25 protein-coding genes are annotated in these 23133 nt (G+C 67.8%); 15 read left to right on the forward strand and 10 right to left on the reverse strand.

The window, feature by feature from the left end:
• Positions 1 to 157 precede the first annotated feature (157 nt).
• Both ACFR9U_RS06015 and ACFR9U_RS06020 read right to left on the reverse strand, forming a co-directional pair.
• Entirely contained in the window at positions 158 to 2458 is a 2301-nt protein-coding gene (locus ACFR9U_RS06015) for a PAS domain-containing sensor histidine kinase (RefSeq protein WP_247379521.1), read from the reverse strand.
• 175 nt (positions 2459 to 2633) lie between these two features.
• On the reverse strand, positions 2634 to 4487 hold the full coding sequence (locus tag ACFR9U_RS06020; protein ID WP_247379518.1) for a PAS domain-containing sensor histidine kinase: 1854 nt from the start codon (positions 4485 to 4487) through the stop codon (positions 2634 to 2636).
• A 108-nt stretch (positions 4488 to 4595) separates the two neighbouring features.
• On the opposite strand from ACFR9U_RS06020, the gene ACFR9U_RS06025 reads away from it, so the two are divergent.
• The 5 genes from ACFR9U_RS06025 to ACFR9U_RS06045 all read left to right on the forward strand — a co-directional run bounded on the left by ACFR9U_RS06025 (position 4596) and on the right by ACFR9U_RS06045 (position 8309).
• Complete coding sequence (locus tag ACFR9U_RS06025) at positions 4596 to 5057, forward strand: 6-pyruvoyl trahydropterin synthase family protein (protein ID WP_247379516.1); 462 nt, start codon at positions 4596 to 4598, stop codon at positions 5055 to 5057.
• Positions 5057 to 5821 (forward strand): 7-carboxy-7-deazaguanine synthase QueE, encoded by a 765-nt coding sequence (locus ACFR9U_RS06030; protein WP_247379514.1) that lies wholly within the window; start codon positions 5057 to 5059, stop codon positions 5819 to 5821. The genes ACFR9U_RS06025 and ACFR9U_RS06030 overlap by 1 nt, the downstream gene beginning before the upstream one ends.
• Positions 5822 to 5823: 2 nt before the next feature.
• Entirely contained in the window at positions 5824 to 6543 is a 720-nt protein-coding gene (queC, locus tag ACFR9U_RS06035; protein ID WP_247379512.1) for a 7-cyano-7-deazaguanine synthase QueC, read from the forward strand.
• 74 nt (positions 6544 to 6617) lie between these two features.
• Positions 6618 to 6830, forward strand: a complete 213-nt coding sequence (locus tag ACFR9U_RS06040) for a DUF3311 domain-containing protein (RefSeq protein WP_282594339.1) — start codon at positions 6618 to 6620, stop codon at positions 6828 to 6830.
• Positions 6831 to 8309 (forward strand): sodium:solute symporter family protein, encoded by a 1479-nt coding sequence (locus ACFR9U_RS06045; protein WP_247379510.1) that lies wholly within the window; start codon positions 6831 to 6833, stop codon positions 8307 to 8309.
• A gap of 10 nt (positions 8310 to 8319) precedes the next feature.
• Here the strand turns inward: ACFR9U_RS06045 and ACFR9U_RS06050 are convergent, their stop codons facing one another.
• From ACFR9U_RS06050 to ACFR9U_RS06060, 3 genes are all read right to left on the reverse strand, one after another.
• Entirely contained in the window at positions 8320 to 9294 is a 975-nt protein-coding gene (locus ACFR9U_RS06050; RefSeq protein ID WP_247379508.1) for an ROK family protein, read from the reverse strand.
• A gap of 272 nt (positions 9295 to 9566) precedes the next feature.
• Positions 9567 to 10016 (reverse strand): CBS domain-containing protein, encoded by a 450-nt coding sequence (locus ACFR9U_RS06055; RefSeq protein ID WP_247379506.1) that lies wholly within the window; start codon positions 10014 to 10016, stop codon positions 9567 to 9569.
• 56 nt (positions 10017 to 10072) lie between these two features.
• Positions 10073 to 10681 carry a class I SAM-dependent methyltransferase gene (locus ACFR9U_RS06060; RefSeq protein ID WP_247379503.1) on the reverse strand — a complete coding sequence of 203 codons (609 nt, stop codon included), beginning with the start codon at positions 10679 to 10681 and terminating at the stop codon, positions 10073 to 10075.
• A 284-nt stretch (positions 10682 to 10965) separates the two neighbouring features.
• Between ACFR9U_RS06060 and ACFR9U_RS06065 the strand changes: the two genes are divergently transcribed.
• From ACFR9U_RS06065 to ACFR9U_RS06080, 4 genes are all read left to right on the forward strand, one after another.
• On the forward strand, positions 10966 to 11217 hold the full coding sequence (locus ACFR9U_RS06065; RefSeq protein WP_247379501.1) for a BolA family protein: 252 nt from the start codon (positions 10966 to 10968) through the stop codon (positions 11215 to 11217).
• Between the two features lie 48 nt (positions 11218 to 11265).
• Positions 11266 to 11607, forward strand: coding sequence for a glutaredoxin family protein (locus ACFR9U_RS06070; RefSeq protein WP_247379497.1), 342 nt, complete (start codon positions 11266 to 11268; stop codon positions 11605 to 11607).
• A 77-nt stretch (positions 11608 to 11684) separates the two neighbouring features.
• Complete coding sequence (locus ACFR9U_RS06075; protein ID WP_247379495.1) at positions 11685 to 12140, forward strand: hypothetical protein; 456 nt, start codon at positions 11685 to 11687, stop codon at positions 12138 to 12140.
• The gene (locus tag ACFR9U_RS06080) at positions 12133 to 12621 is read left to right on the forward strand and encodes a hypothetical protein (RefSeq protein WP_247379493.1); all 489 of its coding nucleotides are present in this window, start codon (positions 12133 to 12135) and stop codon (positions 12619 to 12621) included. Before ACFR9U_RS06075 ends, ACFR9U_RS06080 begins: the two co-directional genes overlap by 8 nt.
• Here the strand turns inward: ACFR9U_RS06080 and ACFR9U_RS06085 are convergent.
• The gene (locus tag ACFR9U_RS06085) at positions 12618 to 12908 is read right to left on the reverse strand and encodes a DUF7526 family protein (RefSeq protein ID WP_247379491.1); all 291 of its coding nucleotides are present in this window, start codon (positions 12906 to 12908) and stop codon (positions 12618 to 12620) included. The genes ACFR9U_RS06080 and ACFR9U_RS06085 overlap by 4 nt on opposite strands.
• 44 nt (positions 12909 to 12952) lie before the next feature.
• Positions 12953 to 13669, reverse strand: coding sequence for a hypothetical protein (locus tag ACFR9U_RS06090; protein WP_247379489.1), 717 nt, complete (start codon positions 13667 to 13669; stop codon positions 12953 to 12955).
• 222 nt (positions 13670 to 13891) lie between these two features.
• On the opposite strand from ACFR9U_RS06090, the gene ACFR9U_RS06095 reads away from it, so the two are divergent.
• On the forward strand, positions 13892 to 15049 hold the full coding sequence (locus ACFR9U_RS06095; RefSeq protein WP_247379487.1) for an MBL fold metallo-hydrolase: 1158 nt from the start codon (positions 13892 to 13894) through the stop codon (positions 15047 to 15049).
• A gap of 21 nt (positions 15050 to 15070) precedes the next feature.
• Here ACFR9U_RS06095 and ACFR9U_RS06100 read toward each other — a convergent pair whose 3' ends face one another.
• The gene (locus tag ACFR9U_RS06100; protein ID WP_247379485.1) at positions 15071 to 15949 is read right to left on the reverse strand and encodes a universal stress protein; all 879 of its coding nucleotides are present in this window, start codon (positions 15947 to 15949) and stop codon (positions 15071 to 15073) included.
• 100 nt (positions 15950 to 16049) lie between these two features.
• Here ACFR9U_RS06100 and ACFR9U_RS06105 point away from each other — a divergent pair, with 100 nt between their 5' ends.
• The 5 genes from ACFR9U_RS06105 to ACFR9U_RS06125 all read left to right on the forward strand — a co-directional run bounded on the left by ACFR9U_RS06105 (position 16050) and on the right by ACFR9U_RS06125 (position 21049).
• A complete protein-coding gene (locus tag ACFR9U_RS06105; RefSeq protein WP_247379483.1) occupies positions 16050 to 16931 on the forward strand; it encodes a universal stress protein in 882 nt (293 codons plus the stop codon).
• Positions 16932 to 16999: 68 nt separating this feature from the next.
• On the forward strand, positions 17000 to 18013 hold the full coding sequence (locus ACFR9U_RS06110) for an NADP-dependent oxidoreductase (protein ID WP_345893391.1): 1014 nt from the start codon (positions 17000 to 17002) through the stop codon (positions 18011 to 18013).
• A gap of 65 nt (positions 18014 to 18078) precedes the next feature.
• Positions 18079 to 18723 carry a hypothetical protein gene (locus ACFR9U_RS06115; protein WP_247379481.1) on the forward strand — a complete coding sequence of 215 codons (645 nt, stop codon included), beginning with the start codon at positions 18079 to 18081 and terminating at the stop codon, positions 18721 to 18723.
• A gap of 66 nt (positions 18724 to 18789) precedes the next feature.
• The gene (locus ACFR9U_RS06120) at positions 18790 to 19887 is read left to right on the forward strand and encodes an NADH:flavin oxidoreductase/NADH oxidase (protein ID WP_247379479.1); all 1098 of its coding nucleotides are present in this window, start codon (positions 18790 to 18792) and stop codon (positions 19885 to 19887) included.
• Between the two features lie 52 nt (positions 19888 to 19939).
• Complete coding sequence (locus ACFR9U_RS06125; protein WP_247379477.1) at positions 19940 to 21049, forward strand: site-2 protease family protein; 1110 nt, start codon at positions 19940 to 19942, stop codon at positions 21047 to 21049.
• Here ACFR9U_RS06125 and ACFR9U_RS06130 read toward each other — a convergent pair.
• The gene (locus ACFR9U_RS06130) at positions 21046 to 21837 is read right to left on the reverse strand and encodes an N-acyl homoserine lactonase family protein (RefSeq protein WP_247379475.1); all 792 of its coding nucleotides are present in this window, start codon (positions 21835 to 21837) and stop codon (positions 21046 to 21048) included. The genes ACFR9U_RS06125 and ACFR9U_RS06130 overlap by 4 nt on opposite strands.
• A 43-nt stretch (positions 21838 to 21880) precedes the next feature.
• Entirely contained in the window at positions 21881 to 23098 is a 1218-nt protein-coding gene (locus ACFR9U_RS06135) for an acyl-CoA dehydrogenase family protein (RefSeq protein WP_247379472.1), read from the reverse strand.
• Between the last annotated feature and the right edge of the window lie 35 nt (positions 23099 to 23133).

Here is a 23133-nt window from a genome sequence, read left to right on the forward strand (position 1 = left end):
CCAGTACCTGCAATTCTCCGCCGCTGGGTAATAAAGGCACCTTCCAGATTATCACGGCTGATATTCGTGATGGTTCGCTAACTGGTTCGCGATCGGCGTCCCGGGGTGTTGTGGGCCGAGTGTGCGGTCCGCGACCCGCTGGACCGGTTCCGGTGCGTCAGTCGCCGTCGACGGTCTCCAGGCGGACGTTGAACGTCGCCCCGTCCCGGTCGTTCGCGTCGATCCAGACCTCGCCGCCGTAGCTCTCGACGAGGGAGTTGACGAGATAGAGGCCGATCCCCGTCCCGTCGCTGTCGAGGCCTTTGGTGCCCTTGCCGAAGATCGACTCCGTCTGACCCGCTGGAATGCCCGGGCCGTTGTCGGCGACGTGGACGGTCACCGTCGAGTCGGACTCGGTGACCGACACCTCGATTTCGGGGCGGTCGCTGTCGTTGTGCTGGACGGCGTTTTTCAGGAGGTTGCGAAAGACGGAGTTGAGCATCTCGTCGGCGTAGACGGCGGTTCTGGGGATGGGCGTCGTGGTCTCGACGAGTACGTGGTCGTAGGCGGACTGGAGGTCGTCGAGTTGGGTTTCGAGCGTGCGCGCGAGTAGCGTCGGTTCGCGGTTGGTGCCGTCCTGCAGGATCGTCTCCATCAGGTCACGGGCGATCTGCGTGAGTTCGACGACGTGATCGGCGTGGTCGAGGATCTGGTCGGCGTAGTCGGTCAGCGTCTCGTCGTCGGTCCGGGCGGCGAGCAGTTCGCTCAGGCTCACCACGAGCTGCATGTCGTTGCGGATGTCGTGGCGGACGATGCGGTTGAGCACTTCGAGCCGCTCGTTTTGCTCCTGGAGACGTCGCTCGCGAGTCTTCCGGTCGGTGACGTCGGTGACGATCCCGATCATCCGGCCCTGGCCCTCGTCGGTCGTGACGACCTGCCCGCGTGCCTCGACCCAGCGTTCCGTCTCCTCGTCGGGCTGGATCCGGAACTCCGCCTCGTACAGGTCGCCGCTCTCGATCGCCCGTCTGTGCGCACGGGCGATCTCCGGAACGTCGTCCGGATGAACGAGGTCGATGAAGTCCTCGTAACTGCCGTTGAACGTGTTCGGATCGAGGCCGAACAACTGCTCCATGCTCTCGTTCCAGGTCGACGTGTTGGTGTCGAGGTCCTGTTCCCAGACGCCCGTGTCGGTCGCGTCGAGCGCCAGGTCGAGCCAGCGCTTGGTCTCCCTGAGATCGCGCTCGCGTGCCTTCCGGCCGGTGATGTCGTGGCTGATGCCCATGACGCCGACGACGTTGCCGGCCCCGTCGCGGTACGGGAACTTGTTGTCGATGAAGACGTGCTCGCGCCCGCCGATGTGGCGGACTGTCTCGCCGGTCTCGGACTGACCCGACGCGACGATCTCGCTGTCGTGTGCCTTGATCGCGGCGGCGCTCTCCGCGTCGAACAGGTCGTCGTCGGTCAATCCCACGGCGTCTGCGGGGTCCAGCCCGAAGAGGCTCGCAGCCGCGTCGTTCAGCAGTTGGTACTCCCCGTCGCGGTTCTTGAGGTAGATCGGGTTCGTCGTGTTCTCGATGATCGCCTCGAGTCGCCGTTCGTACTCCTTGCGCTCTGTGATCTCCCGGGAGAAGATCGACAGTCCGTTCGCGTCGGGATAGACCTCGACCGTCACCCAGTATCCGAAGGGATCGTCGAGGAACGTCTCGAACGACGCCGGTTCGCTCGTCTCCATCGCCGTCCGGTAGTGGGCTGCCGTCTCCGTTCCTCGAACCTCCGGAAAGACGGTCCACAGTGTTTCACCCAGCACCTCGGCTTCGGCGACGCCGGTCCGCTCGGCCATCTTATCGTTCCAGTAGGTGATCGTCCAGTCCGTGTCGACGGCGTAGTACGCGTCGGAGATGCGCTCTGTCAGCTGTTCGTATTTCTCTTTCTGGGACTGGAGCTCGTTCCGGGCTTCGATGCCGGCGATGGCGTTCGCGATCGTCTCGCCGAGTTCTGCGAGCAGTTCCCGCTCGGCGTCGCTGAAGGCGTCGGGCCGGTCGGTGTAGAGGTTGAGCACGCGACATGCGCGGCCGTCGCACACGAGGGGGACGGCTGCACTCGACTCGTAGCCCCGCGCGAGCGCCTCCTCGCGCCACGGCTCGTAGTCTGGGTCGTCGTGGATGTTCTGGATGGCCTGAATCTCGCCGGTCCGGACGGCCGTCGCGGTGGGACCACGACTCGCCGGGCCTTCACGTACCGAGATCACCAGGTCGTCGCAGTAGTCCTCGCCCACTCCGGCCGCGGTGCTCGGGACGACCTCCCCGCACTCGGCGTCGTACTCGCCGATCCAGGCGAAGACGTACGGGTCTGCGTCGGCGAACACCGCACAGACCGTCGTTTCGAGTTCTCCGAGCGACTCCGATTCGACGAGTCCCCGATTGACGTCGCGGATCGTCGCCGAGATCCGCTGTTCCTCGGTGGGACCGTCGGCATCCATACGTAAGCATATTGCTGACTCTCCGAAAGTATGACGGTCCGCAAGTCAAAACTGATACTCCTGGCCGCTCGAGGTTGTGGTTCTTCAGTAGAGTGCCGATATATGTTACTATTTGTTCATTTTTCGATGTCAGGATGGGCGCCACGCGTCCACGGCCGCGAGCAACGCGAGTCGGTCAGGCCGACGAGGCGGCTCGATGCAGTCGGAGTCGCACGGTCGTTCCGTCGCCGGCCGTCTCGAACTGCACCGCCCCGTCACAGTTCGAGACGATCCAGCGGACGGCCCACAGTCCCAGGCCGCTCGTGTGGTCGAGCTGGGTTCGTTCGCGGGTTCCCGTGAGGTGTTCGTACTCGGTTTCGGGGATGCCCGGGCCGTTGTCGGTCACCGTCACGGTGACGGTCTCGTCGGCTTCCTCGGCCGCGACCGCGACCCGCGGCTGCTCGCTGTCGTTGTGGACGATCGCGTTCTCGACGAGGTTCGTCAGGGCGACCTGCAGTGCCGGGACGGCCTGGACGCGGAGGCCGTCGGGCACCGCCGTCACGTACGACGCCGCGCGGTGTTCTCGACGGACCGCTTCGACGGCGTCGTCGACGAGCGACGAGAGTTCGAGCGCTCGCAGTGTCGCGTCGTTCTCGAAGAGGTCGCGCAGGTCGTGGACTTCCTCGCTGATCGCGAGCAACTCCTCGGCCCCGGTCCGCAGGCGGGTCGCGAGGGAACTGGGCTCGCCGTCGAACCGCTCGTCGAGTTCCTCCGCGTATCCGAGGATGACGCTCATCTTGTTGCGGAGGTCGTGACGCATGATCCGATTGAGCACTGCCAGTTGCTCGTTTTGGGCTTCGAGCTGCTGTTCGTACGCTTTGCGTTCGGTGACGTCCTGGACGACGCCGATCGCCTGCTGGGGCTGCCCGTCGGCGTCGAACTCCATCTCCGCTTTCTCGCGCACCCACTTGGTCTCGCCGTCGACGACGATGCGGTGTTCGACGTCGAACGTGTCGCCCTCCAGCGCGGCATTCCACGCGTCCGCCATCTGCTCGCGGTCGGCGGGGTGAACGAACGACATGAACTCCTCGTGGTCGACCGAGCCGTCGGCCCGGGACCGTCCGAAGATGTTGTACACCTCGTCGGACCACCAGATTTCGTCGTCCGGGACGTCTCGGATCCAACTGCCCACGTCGGCGACGGCCTGTGCGTTCCTGAGGTGTGCTTTGCGCTCGCGCAGTCGCGCCTCGGTCTCGTGTCGGTCCGTGACGTCGCGGGTGACCATCACGACGCCCTCGCCCTCCTCGGTGGGTTCAGTGAGCGGAGCGATGCGTCCCTCGAACCAGCGGGTGCCCGCGCGCACGTCGAGCCGATACTCGATGGCCTGCGTCGCCTCCGTCTCGAGCGCTCGCTCGATGGCGCTCACGATCTTCTGGGCCGGCTCGGCCGGCAGCATGTCCGTGACCGTCTCACCCCTGATCGCTGCCGGCGATCTCGTGAGCAGCGATTCGTTGTCTTCGTTGGCGTACACCTCCAGGCAGCGCCCCGCTCCGTTGAACAGGAACGCCAGGTCCGGAAACGCCGCCGTCAGCGCCTCGAGCTTCGCGGCGTTGGTCCGGAGCGTCCGCTCGCGCTGCTTCAGCTCGGTGACGTCCCTGAGTGCGCCGTACACGCGGACCGTCTCGCCGTCTTCCGTGACGGGTTCCCCGCGGACGCGGACCCACCGGACGTCGTCGGTGTCGGTGACCAATCGAACCGTCTCGTCGAACGGCGCCTCGTCTTCGATCGCCGCTTCGACGGCGGCGGCCATCCTGGGTCGCTCGTCCGGGTGATAGTACGAGAGTGCGGATTCCAGCGTCGGTTCGTACTCCGCGCCGACCTCGTGAATACGGCGCGTTCCGTCCGTCCAGCGGAGCGTCTGGGTGCGAACGTCCAGCTCCCACCCGCCGGCGTCCGCCAACTCTTCGGTGGCTGCCCACAGTTGTGCTCGTGAGTCGCCGAACCCGTCGCTGTGCCGCTCCTCGTCGACGGACGCCGGAGACTCATCCATGGACTCGTCGATTGCATTTAAACTATTAATAACGTTCTCCCTGTTTTCAGCAGTGATTCGTGCGCCGCGAACCCGGCCATATAAGACCTCCTGGGATAATCTCCGAGTATGACTCACGGGAGCGTTCGAGAGCGAGAGCCCGAGGGGGCGCTGGCGACTGCCGGCGAACGAACCCTCTACGTCGGTCGGGACCGGCCGATTCGGATCAGTGCCGGCCATCGACTGCTGCATCACGACGGGAAGTGTTCGCGCCCGCACGGCCACAACTACGAGATCACTGTCGAAGTCACGGGCGAACTGACCGAGGAGGGGTGGGTCGTCGACAAAGGCGATATTACTGGGATCATCTCTGAGTGGGATCACAGGTTCCTGCTCGAAGACGGCGATCCGCTCGTCGAGGCGTTCGAGGCCAGCGGCGACGGCGACGCGACGGTCGTCCTCGAGGACCCGCCGACGGCCGAGGTGATGAGCGTCGTGCTCGAACGGCGCATGCTCGAGTCGTTCCCGGACACCGTCTCGGACGTGTCCGTCGAGGTCCGCGAGACGAGCGAACTCTGCGCGAGCTACTGATGCCGGTCGACGCCGACGGCACCACCGACGCCGAAACCGAGGGCGCCCTGCCGATCAACGAGCTGTTCTACTCGCTCCAGGGCGAGGGCCGGCTCGCGGGCGTCCCGACCGTGTTCGTGCGCACGAGCGGCTGCAACCTCCGGTGCTGGTTCTGTGACTCTTACCACACGTCCTGGGAGCCGACCCACGACTGGCAGGACGTCGACGAGATCGTCGCCGCGGTCGACTCGTACGACCAGGCCGAGCACGTCGTCCTCACGGGTGGCGAACCGCTGCTCCACGAGGCGTCGGTCGACCTTCTCAATCGCCTCGGCGACGCCGGCTATCACACGACCGTCGAGACCAACGGCACCATCTTCCGGGACGCGCACGTCGACCTCGCGAGCATCAGCCCGAAACTACAGAGTAGCACGCCAACCCCCGAGAAGGACCCGACGGGCGAGGGCAAGTGGGCCGAGCGCCACGACCAGCGCCGCGTCGACCTGGACGCCCTCGCCGCGCTGGTCGACGCCTACGAGAGCCAGCTGAAGTTCGTCGTCACCGACGCCGACGACCTGCCGGAGATCGACCGGCTCGTCGAACGCGTCCGCGACGCGGCGGCGACGACCGTTCACGATTCCGACGTGCTGCTGATGCCCGAGGGCGCGACCCGCGAGGCGCTGGACGAGACGCGAAACGCGGTGGCCGAGTTGGCGATGGACCGCGGCTACCGGTACACCCCCCGACTGCACGTCGATCTCTGGAACGACGCCCCTGGTACCTGAGCATGACTGACGACACACCCACCACGACCGAGCAGCGCGCGGCGATCCTCGTCTCCGGCGGCATGGACAGCGCGACCGCCGTCTACGAGGCGATGGATCGCGGCTACGACCCGTACCTCCTGCACGCCTCCTACGGCCAGGAGACCGAACACAGGGAACGCGAGTGCGCCGAACGGCTTGCCGAGGAGGTCGCCGCGGCCGACTTCCTCCACGTCGAGACGCGCCACCTCGCGGCCATCGGCGCGTCGAGCCTCACCGACGACGAACTGGACATCGCCGACGCAGCCCTGGACAGCGAGGAGGTGCCAACCTCCTACGTCCCGTTCCGGAACGCGAACCTCCTGTCGATGGCCGTCTCCTACGCCGAGGCCAACGACTGCGACGCCGTGTTCATCGGTGCCCACAGCGAGGACTTCTCGGGGTACCCGGACTGCCGGCCGTCCTTCTTCGAGGCGTTCCAGCAGGTCGTCGACGTGGGGACGAAACCCGACACGGAGATCGACCTGGTCGCGCCGTTCGTCGAGTGGTCGAAGACCGACATCGCCGAGCGCGGGCTGGAACTGGGCGTGCCCTACGAGCACACCTGGAGCTGCTACCGGTCGGAGTCGCCCGCGTGTGGCACCTGCGACGCGTGTGCCTTCCGGTTGCAGGCGTTCCAGCGGCTCGACGTCGCCGACCCCATCGCCTACGAGGAGCGGCCGGACTACGCCGACGACGCGTAACGCTCGGCCGCGCTCCTGCGGCGACGGTTGGCAAGTACTATTCTTTCGCGGGGCTGTAGAGAGCACCACGTAGCATGATCGAATCGAAGCGAGCGCTCCTGTGGACCGCCGTCTTTGCGATCCTGGTGGCGTTCAGCGTGCCGTGGTTTCTCTGGCGGAACGCGACGGTGGTCGCGGGGCTTCCAGTGTGGGTCTGGTGGCACGTCGGCTGGATGGCCGTGACGGCTGCCGTCTTCCGGGTCTTCGCGACGCGCGCCTGGGGGATCGGCATCGAGGAGGGCGCGTAGATGAGCGTCCTTCTCGAACTCGGGATCATCGCGGCCTACCTCGTCGTGACGCTGCTGATCGGCGTCGTGGCCTACAGGGCCACCGAGCGAACAGCTGAGGACTACTACCTCGCCGGGCGGAACATCGGGACCGTCGTCTTGCTGTTCACGACGTTCGCGACGCTGCTGTCGGCGTTCACGTTCTTCGGCGGCCCGAACATCGCCTACGGCGCCGGGCCGGAGTGGATTCTCGTGATGGGGCTGATGGACGGCGTCCTCTTTGCCATCCTCTGGTACGTCGTCGGTTACAAGCAGTGGCTGATCGGGCGCCGCCAGGGGTACATGACCCTCGGCGAGATGCTCGGCGACCGCTTCGGCTCCCAGCGACTGCGTGGACTCGTCGCCGCTATCAGCCTGTTCTGGCTGTTCCCGTACGTGATGCTCCAGCAGAAGGGCGCCGGCACCGCCATCCAGGCGCTGACCGGCGGGGCGGTTCCCTTCTGGGTCGGCGCCGGCGGCATCACCGTGTTCATGATCCTCTACGTCGTCGTCGCGGGGATGCAGGGGGTCGCCTGGACCGACACCGTCCAGGGACTGTTCATGCTCACCATGGTGTGGGCGGCGGTCGCCTGGGTGCTCGCGGCCGTCGGCGGGCCGAGCGCCGCGACGGCCAGCCTGCCAGCCGAGTTCAAGGCCCTCGGCGGGGCCGCCGCGCCGGGCGCGCCGTACTCGCCGGCGTTCGTCGTCTCCAGCGCGGTGAACATCGCCTTCGGCGTGGCGATGTTCCCGCAGATCAACCAGCGCTTTTTCGTCGCGCGCTCCAAGCGCGTCCTCAAGCGGACCTTCTCGCTGTGGCCGGTGCTGGTCGTGTTGCTGTTCGTGCCCGCGTTCATGCTGGGCGCCTGGGCGAAGGGGCTCGGCGTCACCGTGCCCGAGAACGGCAACGTCCTGCCGGTGTTGCTCGCGTCGTACACGCCGGTCTGGTTCGCCGCGCTCGTGACCGCCGGCGCGATGGCGGCGATGATGTCGTCGTCTGACTCGATGCTCCTCTCGGGGTCGTCGTACCTCACGCGCGACATCTACCGGCCGTTCGTCAACCCGGACGCCAGCGACCGCCGTGAGGACGCCGTCGCCCGCGTCGGCGTCGTCGTCTTCGCCTCGGCCGCGTTCGTCGCCAGCCTCTGGGCGCCGGGGTCGCTCATTCAGATCGGCGACACGGCGTTCGGCGGCTTCGCCCAACTCGCGCTGCCCGTGCTCGTGGCGCTCTACTGGACCGGGACGACCCGCTGGGGCATCCTCGCCGGCGTCGTCGGCAGCCAGGCGTTCTATCTCGCGAGCGTCTTCCTCGCGCAGGTCCCCTCGCTCGTGTTCGGCGGCTGGAACGCGTCGCTGCTCGGAATGGTGCTCGGGCTCGTGCTGACCGTCGTTTTCTCCGCGCTCACGACCGCTGGGCCCGCTGAGGACGTCTCCGTCTACTTCGAGGGGCTCCGCGCCGACTGACCGGCCGCGGTCAGTCGGCCAGTCGAGACCGGTCGCCGGTGCCGGCGGTCATCGCGCTGGCGAGGGCGCCGCGCACGACCACGTCGTCGCCGAGCGTCGTCAGCCGGATCTCGGGGATGTTCGACATGACCTCGTCGTCGAGGCGGTCCCGGACGGGATCGAGAATCAGGTCGGGGTTGTTGAGTGCCACCGCGCCGCCGACGTAGATCACCAGCGGCGCGTAGGCGTGGACGAGGTTGACGACCCCGCGGGTGTTCCAGTCCGCGAGGCGGTCGACGACCGCGTCGGCGAGCGGGTCCTCGCCGGCGGCCGCGAACAGGTCGGCGGCCGAAAACGACGCGTCGGTCACGGACAGCGCCGTCTCGACGTCGATCGTCTCGTGGACGTGCCGAGCGTACTGGGGAATGCTCGACCCGGCGCAGTAGGCCTCCCAGTGACCGTCGCGGCCGCAGCCGCAGGTCAGTGCGCCGGCGGGGTCCAGCGTCAGGTGGCCGATCTCCCCGGCGTTGCCGTCCCAGCCAGAGAGGACGCGGCCGTCGACGCAGACGCCGGCGCCGATCCCGGTCGAGATGGTGAGATACACCATGTCGTCGGGGGTGTGGTCGGCGTAGAACCGTTCCCCGATGACGCCCGCGACCGTGTCGTTGTGGAGGTACACGTCGCTGCCGCCGACCAGCTCCCTGATCGGCCCGGTCAGCGGGACGCACTCGACTGACGCCGGCAGGTTGGCCGGACTGTCGATCGCGCCCGCGGCGAGGTCGAGCGGCCCGATCGAGCCGACCCCGACCGCGTCGAGCCGCTCCGGGTCGATCCACGCGGACGCACACGCCTCCCGGAGGAGGTCGAGGACGGCCTCGGTGACGTCGATACCCGTCGGTCCCTGCGGCGTCGGTGCTCGCGCAGTCGCCAGAATCTCACCGTCGTCGTCGCCGACGACTGCCCGCGTGTTGGTACCCCCGACGTCGATACCACCGTACCGTCCCATCTGGTCGACCCCGGGTGATGCAGTCACTTAAATGCGCCATTTTTACTCGCTACCGAGTACGCCGCGTCCTCCCGTCGCGGGACGGATGCCGCCCCGACGGAGTGGCGGAACGTTGCTGCTGCCGGCGCTCGCGTGACGGTTCTGTGGCTGGAGCTCGGGTCACGATTCTCACCGTCCGCCGTCGGCTCGGTGGTGTCTCTGCCGCGTCGAACGTACGGGGCGTACGTTCGTGAGAGGTCGTCGCGGTCGGCGCTGACGCCGTGCCGGGCTCGTCACTCGTCGAAGCCCTGGACGCGGTCGTTGCTCGACCAGTCGGCGTGTCCCCGTTCGAGCGCGTGGGCCTCGCGGATGAAACTGTGGAAGTGGGCGCTGATGTCGCTCTGGGTGATGATGCCGACGACGTCGAGGTCCTCCACCACGGGGAGTTTCTTGATCTTCTTGTCGTGCATCCGATCGATTGCGGTCCGGACCGTCTCGCTTTTCGACGCCGTGACCAGGGGGTTGTTGGCGACCTTCTTGACCGGAATGTCGGGAAACGGGCGTTCGGTGACGGCGCCGGCGTGGAGCGCGTCAGTCTTGGTGAGGATGCCGTACGGATCGTCGCTGTGCGTGACGATGACGCTCCCGACGTCGTTTTTCAGCATCCGCTCGACCGCGGTCTGGAGCGTCGCGCCGACGTCACACGTCACGATGTCGGTCGCCATGACGTCCTTGACGAGCATACCCGCGGTCTTCTCACTGCTCCGATATCAGTGTTGGCGGCGTCGGGGCTGGACGGTCACTCGCGAGGCACCGCGGGGTAGGACTGTCGCGGCCCGGTCGTGTTCCGGGCGACGATCTGCGCGGTGGCCGACTGGCGGTCGTCCCCGCGGTCCTCGGTGCGCTCGTCGTAGTACAGCACCGTCAGGTCGAGACACGCGCGGAGCAACTCGTTGGCGGCGAAGCGATACCGATCGGTACTGGGCCCGCTCTCGACGTCGTCGGTCGTCCGGAGGTGGTGTTCGACGAAGAGGGCGCCCCCGGGCGCCAGCGCCTCCTTGAGGTCGGCCAGGCGGTCGATGGCCCGGTAGAAACTGATCGTCACGACGTCGTAGGTGCCGGTGGGGAAACAGTAGGAGGGGACGTCCGCCTGGATGCAGTTCAGGCGGTCGGCGACGCCGCGTTCGCCGGCGCGGTCGCGGGTGATCTCCAGGCCGGCCCGCGACTGGTCGATGGCGTCCACCTGGTATCCCTCACTGGCGAGGAAGACGGCGTTACGTCCCGTCCCGGCCGCCACGTCCAGCGCCCGGCCGTCCGGGAACGCCCCGAGGTAGCGTTCGAGCACCGGCGACGGGTCCGGGTCCTGTGGATACGATCCCGTGCGAAAGCGTTCGTCCCACGTCGGCATGTACGGCGCTACGACTGACGCCCTCATCAATCCCGGCCGACGGCCACGGGCGCACTGGCGAGACCCGCCGGTCGCGAACGGATACTGGTGTGGGTACCGCGAAAGGAAGAAGTGGGGGGTGGGGGTGGGGGGTGGTGGCACGCGGTGTGCCAGTAACTGACACTGGCGGGTGATGGGTAATAAATCCATCCGTCGGAGTATCACCGATGATACTCGCTTCGCTGGCGGTGCGGACGCCGTGCGCGGTGGGAACTGTTTTTTGCCTCGGTTGCCTCCCCTGGGACATGGATCTCGACGAGGTCGAAGCGTGTATCGAGGAGACGATCCCCGACGCCGAGGCGACGGTCACGCACGCTCGCGGGCCCGAAGACGAGGATCACCTCGCGGCGACTGTCGTGTCGCCCGCGTTCGAGGGGGAATCGCTGGTCGACCGCCACCAGCGGGTCCACGACGCGCTGGGCGAGCGACTGACGCGTGACATCCACGCGCTGGAGATCGAGACGTACACGCCGACCGAACGTGACGACGCGGCCTGACCGCGGGGTAGCGGAACGCATTTGCCTCGGGCCGTCGACGTAACAGGTATGACTTTCGACCCGAACGAGAGCCTGCCGCAGGACGAGGTGACCGAGCGCGTCGACGACGCGATCGCGGACAACGAGGTCGTCCTGTTCATGAAGGGAACGCCGATCATGCCCCAGTGTGGGTACTCCGAGAAGGCGATGGCGCTGATCGGCAAACACCGCGACGAGTTCGAGACGGTGGACGTGCTCGAATCACTCGACGAGTTCCGGACCGCGCTGGAACCTCACAGCGGGCGGGAGACGATCCCCCAGACGTTCGTCGACGGCGAGTTCGTCGGCGGGAGCGACATTCTGGAGCAACTCGAGGAGCGCGGCGAACTGGCGGCCACCCTCGACGCCTGAGCCGGGCCGTCGTGGCCAGCCGTCCCGCCAGGGTCCCGGACGTTTATGCCCGCACGCCCGGTACGACGAGGTAACTGATGGACGCATCACGGTTGCGACTCGCGAAGGGGGCTGCGGTGAGCCTCGGGAGCTTCGTCCTGTTCGGCGTCGTGACGGGATTGATTCCGAACCCGATCTACGTCCGCATGGTTCCCTCCCGGCCCGTCGACTACCTGTTTCTCGTCCTCACGGCGGGGCTGCTCGGCGTCTACGTCGCCCAGCGGCCGCCGGTCGAGGACCGATCCGACGACCGACTCGCCACGCTGGGCACCGTCGGCGGCTTCCTCGCGTTCGGTTGCCCGATCTGTAACGCCTTCCTCCTGGCGCTGTTCAGCAGTTCGGCGCTCATGACGTACTTCGATCCGCTGCGCCCGCTGCTCGGGGCGGTCGCCGTCGTCCTGCTGGGCGGCCTCGTCTACGCGCGCTACACGCGTGCCTGCGAGACCTGTCAGCCGGACGCGCCGGCGGAGTCCGCCGGTGAGAACCATGGCTGAGGACGACGCGCTCTCCGTCGACGAGTTCGTCGAGTACTGCCAGGTGCAGGCGGGTCTGCTTTCGGGGCGCGTCGAGACGATGAGCGACGACCTCGACGACCTGCTGGACGAACTCGACGCGGAGATGGCCGAGATCCGCTCGCAACTCGACGGCCGCCCCGACGAGGTCGCCGACACTGTCGGCCCGCCGTCGGCGACGGGGCCGGACGAGTCGGTCGATCTCGACGACCTGGAGGCGCGGGAAGCCGACCTCGAACAGAAGCAGGCGCTCGTCGAGGCCAAACAGGCCCGGATGCTCGCCTTCCAGGAGTTGGCCGCCGACTACACGGAGCTCGCTGCAGAACTCGAATCCGACGTGTCCGACGGTGCGGACGCGCTCGAACGGGTCGTCCGGTTCGAGGTCGAGCGCGACGCGCCGGCGTACTTCCCGGACCGCCAGACGGTCGCCGAGGCCGCCGCGGCGTCGGACGAGGACGCCTAACGGAGGTCCGTCGCCTCGTAGACGCCGGGAATCCCCGTCTCCTCGACGGTCGCGGTCACTTCCTCGCCCTCCGATGCTTCGGTGTCGGAGACGATCGTCACCGCCTTGATCGGGGTGCGCGCCAGGAACGAGCGGATGCGCTCGAACCAGGAGGGCGACCCGCCCTCCCGACAGACGAGGATGTACCGCGACTCGGCGAGCGTCCGGAGGTCCTCGGTGAGCTCGAACTCGTCTCTGTCGTCCGGGTCCACGACGTGGATCACTTCCCCACGCACCGTCTGGGCCATACCGACCGCAGTCACTCGAGACAGATGTGTCTTGCAGTTGGCGGCTACAGCTCGACGGTCGCGAGGTCGGACTCGAGTTCCCCGACGTGCTCGTTGTAGGCCTCGACGAACCCACGGAACGCGGGCGCGAGTTCGCGGATGTCGGGAGCGGCCGGCGGTTCGTACTGCGAGAGCAGGTAGATCCCGCCTTCGCCGCCGACGCGGAGGTACGAGGCGCCCTCGTCGTCCCACTTCAGTTCCCAGCGCGTCCCGTCGACGCGGGCGGTGAACGTGCCGTAGTCGGTGCCCTCGTAGCGGTGGAGCGCGTGGGCGATCGAGTCGCAGACCTCGCGGATGCGGCCGACGATGCGATCGCGCTCGGCGACGACGCCGTCGGTCGACGCCAGGGCGGGAAACTCGGTCGGGACGTCGTCGAGGACGCCGTCCAGCGACGCCACGTGGTCGTTGTAGCTCGCGACGAATCCCTCGTAGTCCCGCATGGCCGTCGCAAGAGCCTCCGGCTCGGGCGGCTGTTTCGTCGAGATCACGTAGATATCGCTCCCCGACTTCGGGGAAAAGCGGAGATACTCGAGGTCGCCGGCCTCGTACTTGACCGTCCACTTGCCGCGGTCGGTGTCGAACGTTCGCTGGCCGTAGTCGCCGCCCTGCAGTTTCGCCAGCGCGTAGGCGACCCGTCCGGCGTGGTCGCGGACCGCCGCCACGATCTCGTCGCGGCGGGCGGCGACGGCCTCCGTGTCTTCGAGTTCGGCCACGTCGATCATCGTCGGGGAGAGGCCGTCGGTGGGCATAACGGCTGTGTTCCGAGTGCCCCGACTGACGACGGGACGAGTGCTCGCCGTTCGAATATCGCCTGTGGAACTGAATACAGATCTCTCCCAAACCGGCTGTGTGTCCTGGTTGGCAGTGCCCTCATATAATTGTGTATATTGTACAATACTGGGGGAACGTTTATGGCGAATTGGTCCGCCTGTACTGGTACGAACATGTCGCGAGTCCCCGAGATCACGCCCGAGGAACTGTACGCGAAGATCCAGGCGGGCGAGTCGGTGACGATCGTCGACGTGCGCCAGCCCCACGAGTTCGAGAAGTGGCGCATCGAGGGGCCGAGCGTCGAGACGATCAACGTGCCGGACCGGAAGCTCTCCCGGATGGACCCGGCGGTCGCGCTGGCGGACGTGCCGACGGAGACGGTCGTCACGGTCTGCGGGACGGGCAAGATCAGTCGGGGCTCGGCGCGGCACCTCCAGCGGACTGACGCCGACGTCAGAAACCTCGCCGGCGGGATGGAAGCGTGGGCAGACCTCTCCGTGCACACCGAACTGACGACGGATGCGGACGCGACGATCGTGCAGTTCCGGCGGCCGTCGAGCGGGTGTCTCGCGTATCTCGTCGTCTCCGGGGACGCGGCCGCGGTGATCGATCCGCTGCTGGCGTTCGCCGGCGAGTACGTCGACGTGGCGGCCGACTACGGCGCTACCATCCGGTACGCCGTCGACACGCACGTCCACGCGGATCACGTGAGCGGGGTCCGGGCGCTCGGCGAGCACACCGAGGCGACGGCGGTCGTCCCCGAAGCGGCGACGGACCGCGGCGTCGAGTACGACGTGGCCTACGAGACGATCGCCGACGGCGACGCGCTCGCGGTGGGCGAGAGTGCGATCGAGGCGATCCACACGCCGGGCCACACCTCGGGGATGACCGCCTACTACGTCGACGAGGCGGTCCTGTTCACCGGCGACGGGCTGTTCGTCGAGAGCGTAGCGCGGCCGGACCTGGAGGCCGGGTCCGAGGGCGCGCCGGAGGCGGCCGCCCAGCTGTACCACTCGCTTCAGGAGCGCGTCCTGACGCTGCCCGAGACGACGCTGATCGCGCCGGGGCACTACAGCGACGCCGCCGAGCCGGCGGCCGACGGAAGCTACACGGCGACGCTCGGGGAACTCGTCGAGGCGATGGACGCCCTGTCGCTGCCCGTCGAGGAGTTCATCGAACACGTGCTGAGGGATATGCCCCCGCGGCCCGCGAACCACGCCCAGATCATCGACGGGAACCTCGGGCAGCGCGACCTGTCTCGCCAGCGTGCGCTGCAACTCGAACGCGGCCCGAACAACTGCGCTGCGTCGACCGACGCGATGACGGAGTGACGACGGCCAACGCCGGCGGCGTCACTGATCCTCGACGGCTCGCACCGAGAGAACGGGGGCGTCGGCGGTGCGGACCACGTGTTCGGTCACGCTGCCCAGGAGGTAACGGTTCAGGCCACTGCGCCCGTGGGTGCCCATGACGATGCAGTCGGCGTCGTGGTCGGCGGCGTACTCGAGGATCGCCGTTTCGGGTTTGCCGCGGCCGACGCTGCCTTCGATGGTGCCCACGTCGGTGGCCTCGGCGCGGAGGAGCGCGTTGTCGAGGACGTCCTTGCCGAGTTCGTCCACTGCCTCTTGCGTCTCTCCCGAGGCAGCGCGGTGCCAGGGTTTGCTCGTGTCGACGAGCGTAATCAGGTGCAGGGTCGCGTCGGTCTCGGCGGCGAGGTCGATCCCGAGTGCGAGGGCGGCGTCGGCGCTCTGACTGCCGTCGATCGGCACGAGCACGTTCTCCAGGTCGAGGTTCGCGGGGAGGCTACCGCCCTCGTGGACCGTCAACACCGGCACGTCGGACTCCCGGAGGGTGCGTTCGGTGACGCTCCCGAGGACGAAGCGATCCAGGCCCGTGCGTCCGTGGGTGCCCATGACGACGAGGTCGGCGGCGTGTTCGTTCGCGAACTCGACGATCACCTCGTGGGTGGGCCCGTGCGATTCGACGACGTCGGTGGCGGTCTCGACGCCGGCGTCGCCGGCCGCGCTGGTGAGCTCGTCGATCGCGGTTTCGCCGACGTGCGCGAACTCGTCCGCGTCCGCGTCTTCGATCCCGGGGGGCAGTTCCCCGAGTTCCAGGACGTGCAGCACGTGCAGCGTGGCGTCGAAGCGGGCCGCGAGTCTCACGGCGCTGTCGGCGGCGTTCAGGGCGACGTCACTGCCGTCAGTCGGGACGAGGATCCGGTCGAACATTCACACGCTGCCGTTCGCCACCCACGAGTATCAGTGCGGGGGTCTCACGGTCCTGGCAGGTGGACCTACATTTAACACGCGGCGCGGCGACCACTCGTGCATGCACGACCGGATTCTCGTCGCCGTCGACGGGAGCGACGGCCAGCCCGTCGCGATGGCACACGCACTGGCGCTGTCAGCCGCCACCGACGCGACGATCGACGTCCTGCACGTCCTGGACCGCGGCCTCTCGTCGCTGTTTTCGACGACCGACGCGGACACACTGCGCGAGCGGGGCGAGGAGTTCCTCGCCGACGCCGAGACGCAGGCGACCGACGCCGACCAGTCCGTCGAGACCCACCTCGTCGAGGGGACGCCCCACGACGCGATCCTCGAGTTCGCGGACGAGCACGGGAGCGACCTCGTCGTGATGGGACGCCACGGGCCGACCGGCGTCCGCGAGCGCCTCCTGGGCAGCGTCACCGACAAGGTGCTCCGGCAGGGGAGCGTCCCGGTCCTGACGACCTGCTACGACGGGCCGACCGACCCCGACGACGTGGCCGTCGAGAAACTGCTCGTCCCGACTGACGGCAGCGACGAGGCCGAAGCCGCTGGCCCGTGGGCCGGAGACCTCGCCGGCCGGTTCGACGCTCCGGTCGACGTCGTGAACGTCATCGACCTGCTCGTCGACGCCGGCCCCTTCGACGCCGGCGGCGTCTCCCAGGAGTTCATCGAGAAACTCGAGGCCAACGGCCAGGAAGCGACGGATCGCGTCGCCGACCGCATCCACGAGACCGACCCGGCAGTCTCGGTGTCGACGACGGTGACCCGCGGACGACCGCACCAGGCACTGAGCGAGTACGTCCCGGCCAACGACGTCGACCTGGTCGTGATGGGGTCGCACGGCCACTCCGGCGTCGGCGAGAGCCTGCTCGGTAGCGTCACGAACCGCGTCCTCCGGCTGGTCGACGTGCCCGTGCTCGTGGTTCCGCCCCGCAAGTAAGCCGTCATCCCGGCGAACCCCTTCCGGTATGCGAACACTCATCCGCCCCACTTCCCTCGTCCCGAACCGTGCCTACCGACACTAACCGAGAGTGGATACTCGCGAGCCGCCCGACGGGCGAACCGACGATGGAGAACTTCGAACTGGTCGAGAACGAGGTTCCGGAGCCAGGTCCCGGCGAGGTGCTGGTCGAGACCCGATATCTGTCCGTCGACCCGTACATGCGCGGCCGGATGCGCGACGCCGAGTCCTACGCCGAACCCTGGGCCGTCGGCGACGTGATGAAAGCCGCCGTGGTCGGCGACGTGGTCGAATCGAACCACGGCGACTTCGCGGCGGGCGACGTCGTCACCGGCGAACTCCGGTGGGCCGACTACGCCACCGCCGACGGCGACGCCCTCCAGCCGGTCGACCCGGACCTCGCCCCCGTCTCGACTGCGCTGGGCGTGCTGGGGATGCCCGGCCGTACCGCGTACTTCGGCCTGCTCGACGTGGCCGAGCCGAAACCCGGCGACACGGTCCTCGTGTCGGGCGCGGCCGGTGCCGTCGGCTCCGTCGTCGGCCAGATCGCCAAACGCAACGGCTGTCGCGTGGTCGGCATCGCCGGCGCCGACGAGAAGACCGACTGGCTGACCGACGACCTCGGCTTCGACGCGGCGATCAACTACAAGACTGCCGACGACCTCCACCAGGCAGTCGCCGAGGCCTGTCCCGAAGGGATCGACGTGTACTACGACAACGTCGGCGGCGAGATCACCGACGCCGCCTTCGCCAACCTCAACGAGTTCGCCCGCGTCGCCGTCTGCGGCCAGATCTCGCTGTACAACGCCACCGAGCAGCCGACGGGTCCCAGAAAACTGACGACGCTCGTCCAGAAGAAGGCCCGCGTCGAAGGGTTCATCGTCAGCGATTATGCTGTGCGCTTCCGTGAGGCGACCGAGCGCCTGGCCCAGTGGGTCGCACAGGGCGACATCCAGTACGAGGAGACCGTCACCGAGGGCCTGGAGAACGCCCCCGACGCCTTCCTCGGACTCTTCGAGGGCGTCAACATCGGCAAGCAACTCGTGAAAGTCGAGGACTGAACGAAGCGATCGGCGGTCGCTTTTTTTACACAAAGCCCTTACCGGGGTGTTTGTTCTGGTTACCTATGCAACAGTTCGGCCGTCGTCGTGCCCTCGCGCTGGCCGGTGCTGGGCTCGGAACCGCCGTCGCCGGCTGTCTCGGTAGCGACAGGTCGTCTCAACCGACAGACGAGCCACCAACGACCGACGACCTGTCCGGTCACGTCCGACCCGAGGACGACCCGGAGACGGTGCCGCCGGCGCTGTCCTGCGACGAGACGGACTTCGAGCGGCATCCGGCGGGATACGACGCCGACGAACTGGCGTGGGGCGACACCACCGAGACCGACGGGACGCCACAGTTCGCCCTTCGGGTCGATCAGTTGGCGTACGACTACGGCGAGACCGCAACGATCACGCTCACCAACGTCAGCGACGAGGAGCAGCACACTGGCACCAGTGACGAGTACAGCATCGAGGTCCAGACGGCGGCTGGATGGCAAGACGTCCGAGGAACGTCGTCTGACAGGTCAGTAGTATATAACGATCTGGGGATCGTCCACCCGCCGGGGGAGGCCTTCGAGTGGACGCTCGAACTGACAAAGACGGGACTGGTCGCAGAACATCCCCTCGAAGATCGGCTCCGAGTCTGTCCGGACCTGCCGGCCGGTCGGTATCGGTTCGTCTTCTGGGCGCTCAACGTCGCCGTCGCGTTCGATCTCGCGCGGTGACCCGAGATACCGGCCCGTCTCACCGCGGCCACTGAGGTTTTTACCGCTCCACACCTCGGACCTGTGATGACTGCCGACCTTTTCACGCCGCTCACGCTCGCCGAAACGGAGATTCCCAACCGCGTGATGGTGTCGCCGATGTGTCAGTACTCCTGTGAAGACCGGGACGGCCTCGCGACGGACTGGCACTTCCAGCACCTCGCGAGCCGCGCCGTCGGCGGCGCCGGCGTCGTGATGACCGAGGCGACCGCCGTCGAACCGCGCGGGCGCATCTCGCCGGAGGACCTGGGCATCTGGAGCGACGAACACGCCGACGCGCTGGCCGAAACCACTGCGTTCGTTCGCGACCAGGGCTCGGTCCCGGCGATCCAGCTGGCCCACGCCGGCCGGAAGGCCTCGACCAGTCGCCCCTGGGAGGGCCACGACCCGCTCCAGCCCGGCGACGGTGGCTGGGAGGTCGTCGGGCCGACCGACGAGCCGTATCCCTACGAGGCCGACGCGCCGCCGACCAGCGCGATGACGACCGAGGACATCGCCGACGTGCGGGAGTCGTTCGCGGACGCAGCCCGCCGGGCTCGCGACGCCGGCTTCGAGATCGCCGAAGTGCACGCGGCCCACGGCTACCTCCTCCACGAGTTCCTCTCGCCGGTCACGAACACGCGCGAGGACGAGTACGGCGGCGACTTCGAGGGGCGGGTTCGGTTCCCGCTGGAAGTCATCGAGGCCGTCCGGGAGGTGTGGCCGTCGGACTTGCCCGTGTTCGTCCGCATCTCGGCGACCGACTGGCTGCCCGATCGCGAGTCGTGGACCGTCGAGCAGTCGATCCGCTTTGCCGACCGTGCCGCGGCTGCGGGGGCGGACCTGATCGACGTCAGTTGCGGGGGCGTCCACCCCGACCAGGAGGTCCCCTCGGCCGGACCGGGGTATCAGATCCGCTACGGGCGACAGCTCCGGGAGGGCGTCGAGTCTGACGTGGCGATCGGTGCCGTCGGCGGCATCACGACGCCAGAACAGGCGGATTCACTCGTCCGGAACGGTCGCGCCGATCTGGCGATCGTCGGCCGGGAACACCTCCGCGATCCGTACTTCACGCTCCACGCCGCCCAGCAGTTAGACCGAGAAGACGCAGTCGAGGTCCCACCGCAGTACCGTCGGGCGTTCTGACTCGCTCCAGGGCGCGAACAGGTATTTACCGTTCCCGGCCCTAGCCAGGGTGATGTCGACACCGACGGCCTCGGTGCCGGGGAACCTGCCCGAGCCGGACGCGCTGACGGACTCCTTCCAGGTCTACGAGGTGGAAGTCGACGACCAGGACGTCCGCTACTACGGGGAGCCGCTGGATGCCAAAGAGACCGTCGTCCAGCGACTGGCGCCCCGGTTCCGCGACCGAGGCTATCGGATCGACCTGCGCTACGAGACCGGCGAGCACGTGCTCGTCGCCACCGAGCGGTCGCTGTCCGTCGATACCGTCCCCTGGACCAACCTCGCGCTCTTCGCCGCCACCGTCGTGACGACGCTGCTCGCTGGCGCCCGCTGGTACGGCCTCCCCATCGGCGAGCAGCCACTCTCCCTGCTGGCGGCGTGGCCCTTTGCCCTCTCGGTGCTATCGGTGCTCGCGATCCACGAACTCGGCCACTACGCGCTGAGCCGCCACCACCAGGTGGAGGCGACCCTGCCGTATTTCATTCCGATCCCGAACCTGCTGGGGACGCTCGGGGCGCTCATCCGCATGAACGACCACATCCCCGACCGGGAGGCGCTGTTCGACATCGGCGTCGCGGGGCCGCTGGCGGGCCTGGTCGCGACCGTCGTCGTCACCGCGATCGGCGTCTCGCTCCCGCCCATCGAGACGAGCGGGTCGCAACTCGTCCAGCAGACCGAACTCGGCTATCCGCTCCTGTTACAGGGGATCGCGACGGCGCTCGGTCAGCCGCTCTCCTACGGCGACCCGTCGCTGATGGTCAACCCCGTCGTCATCGGTGGCTGGGTCGGCGCGTTCGTCACGTTCCTGAACCTGCTGCCGGTGGGCCAGCTCGACGGCGCGCACGTCACCCGGGCGCTGGTCGGCGATCGAACGAGCGTCGTCCAGAAACTCGTGCCCGCCGTACTGTTCTCGCTGGCCGGCGGGCTCCTGGTGTTTGCGGACGGCCAGGCCGCCTTTATCTGGGTGCTCTGGGGCTTTTTCGCGCTGCTGTTGAGTCGCGTCCCCGGCGCGGAACCCCTGGATCAGTCGTCGGTCGGTCCCGGCAGGCAGGCGCTCGGCGCGCTCACGCTGGTACTCGGACTGCTGTGTTTCACGCCGATCCCGATCGTCGTCTCGGCCTAAGTGGAAAGGCTGGAGACGTCCTCGGGGTCGTGCCCGCAGTACACCGTGGCGTCGTGGCGACGCTGGAGTTCCTTGACTAACTGGAGACTCTCCCGCCAGTCGCGCTTGCTCCAGAGCAGGTCGCCGCCCATCGGTTGCTCGTCGTCGTAGTTCTCGCGCACGTACGCCTGGTCGCCCGCGAGGATCACCGTCTCCCCGTCGAGGTGGAGCACCGTCCCCAGCAGACCCGGCGTGTGGCCGGGGAGGTGGACGAACTCCACGTCCGTGAAGTGGGTCTCGCGGTGGCGCGTGACGACCTGCCAGTTCAGCTCGTGGTCGAAGTCCGCGCGGACGTACGCGTCCGAGCCGTGGTCGGTGCAGGCGCTGTAGTAGGCGAACTTGAGTTCCTCCTCGTGGACGAACACGGGCACGTCAGTCCCGGCGAAGTTGTGGAGGCCGCCCGCGTGGTCGAGGTGCAGGTGGCTCTGGACGACGGCGTCGATCTCGTCGAGCGCGTAGCCGGCCTCCGCGAGCGCGTCGGGGAGCGGGTGCTCGTGAGCGTCGAAATGCTCGAAGGCGGCGTACAGCTCCGGCGGCCAGTAGCCGTCGCCGGCGTCGGGATGCGAGCCGGTGTCCCAGAGGATCGTCGCCTCGGGGTGGTCGATGACGAGGTTGTACACCGGCCCCTCGACGAACTGGGCGTCCGGGTTCGGTTCGGCAGCGGTGCCGACGACGTGGTTCTCCAGCAGGAAGTTCGCGTCCGCGCGGATGGTCCCGCGGTCGACGAGGGTGAGCGTCGCGTCTACCATTGGCGTCCCCTCCGGCGCGCGGCGGAGTAACCCTTTCCCCGGATCATGCGTCGAATCGGGTGAGTTGGTCGAGTTCGGCCTCGTCCACGTCGGCGAACGCCTCGCGGGCGATGGTCCGCTTGTGGACCTCGTCGGCGCCGTCGACGATGCGGAACTGGCGGACGTCCTCGTAGAAGTCCGCCACGGGGAGGTCCTTGGCGATGCCGTTGCCACCGAGGAACTGCAGCGCCGTGTCGACGGCCTCCTGGGTGACGTTCGCGGTGAAGACCTTGCTCATCGACACGGCGGTGCGGGCCTCCTCGCCCGCGTCGATCTGGTCCGCGGCCTGTCGGACCAGCGACCGGGCGGCCGCCAGCCGCGTCTCCTGCTCGGCGATGGCGTACCGGGGGACCTGTTTGTCGGCCATCGTCGAGCCGAATCCCTCGCGTTCGTCCATGTACGCCTTCGTGATGTCGAGCGCGCGCTCGGCCATGCCCGAAAAGCGCATGCAGTGGGTCAGTCGCGCGGGGCCGAGTCGCTCCTGGACGTGCTGGAACCCCTTGCCTTCCTCGCCGAGCAGGTGTTCCTCCGGCACGCGGACGTCGTGGTACTTGATCTCGGCGTGGCCGATGCCGTGGACGTCGCTGCCGACGTGGGGGATGTTGCGGACGACCTCGACGCCGTCGGCCTCCTTCGGGACGAGGAACACGGAACTGCCCTCGTAGGGGTGTGCCTCCTGATCGGTGCGGGCGAACACGAGCAGCACGTCGGCCTGGATGCCCTTGCTCGTCCACCACTTGTGGCCGTTGATGACCCACTCGTCGCCGTCTTTCTCCGCGGTGGTCTGGAGCATCTTCGGGTCCGACCCGCCGCCCTGCATCGGCTCGGTCATCGAGAAGCCAGAGGCGATCTCTCCCGCGACGAGGGGTTCGAGGTACTGCTCTTTCTGCAACTCGGTCCCGTGGAGTTCCAGCAGGTGCATGTTCCCCTCGTCGGGGGCGTCCACCCGCATCGCCAGCGGGCCGAGGATCGACCGCCCCGCCTCCTCGAACGTCGGGAGGGTGTCGCGGAAGTCGTAGCCCATCCCGCCGTGTTCCTCGTCGATCTGGGGCGCGTAGACGCCGTACTCGCGGGCCGCCTCCCGCAGTTCTCGGATCGTCCCGTCCGAGACCGTCATCCCGCCCTTCATTTCCCGCTCCACCGGGATGACGACCTCTTCCATCAGGTCGCGCGCGCGACCGGCGAGTTCTTCGGCCGCCGCCGAGTCGTTGAACGAAAGCATGTCCCCTCAGTGTCTCCCCTACTCGGTAATAAAAA

The organism is Halorientalis brevis (assembly GCF_042678165.1).
Classification (GTDB): Archaea; Halobacteriota; Halobacteria; order Halobacteriales; family Haloarculaceae; genus Halorientalis; species Halorientalis brevis.